Origin of the sequence: Streptomyces sp. GbtcB7 (genome assembly GCF_019091445.1) — a bacterium.
Lineage (GTDB): Bacteria > Actinomycetota > Actinomycetes > Streptomycetales > Streptomycetaceae > Streptomyces > Streptomyces mirabilis.
Genome location: NZ_JAGXJM010000539.1, coordinates 1 through 241 on the forward strand (window position 1 = coordinate 1; position 241 = coordinate 241).

The window sequence follows — 241 nt, forward strand, 5'->3', positions numbered from 1 at the left end:
TTCGCCGTCCTTGTGGGGGGCGAAGAACGTGCGGTCGGAGGCGGAGTCGTCGAGACGCAGATTCGAGCTGAAGCCGTACCCCGCCCAGGCCATGACATGGGTGACGGTGGGCGCGGGCGGGGCGATCCCCAGGATCGTGCGCGCCGGGATACCGCCCCGTTCGGCCCCGATCATGCTGAACTTCGTGACGCAGTGCAGAGCGGCTACGACCGAGGTGTACGGCAGGGCCGTGAACTCCTCG

At 68.5% G+C, this 241-nt stretch carries 1 pseudogene; it reads right to left on the reverse strand.

Going from position 1 to position 241, the window contains the following annotated elements:
• Positions 1–241 (reverse strand): annotated as a pseudogene (locus tag KVT44_RS56735) (sulfite oxidase-like oxidoreductase); the annotation flags it as partial.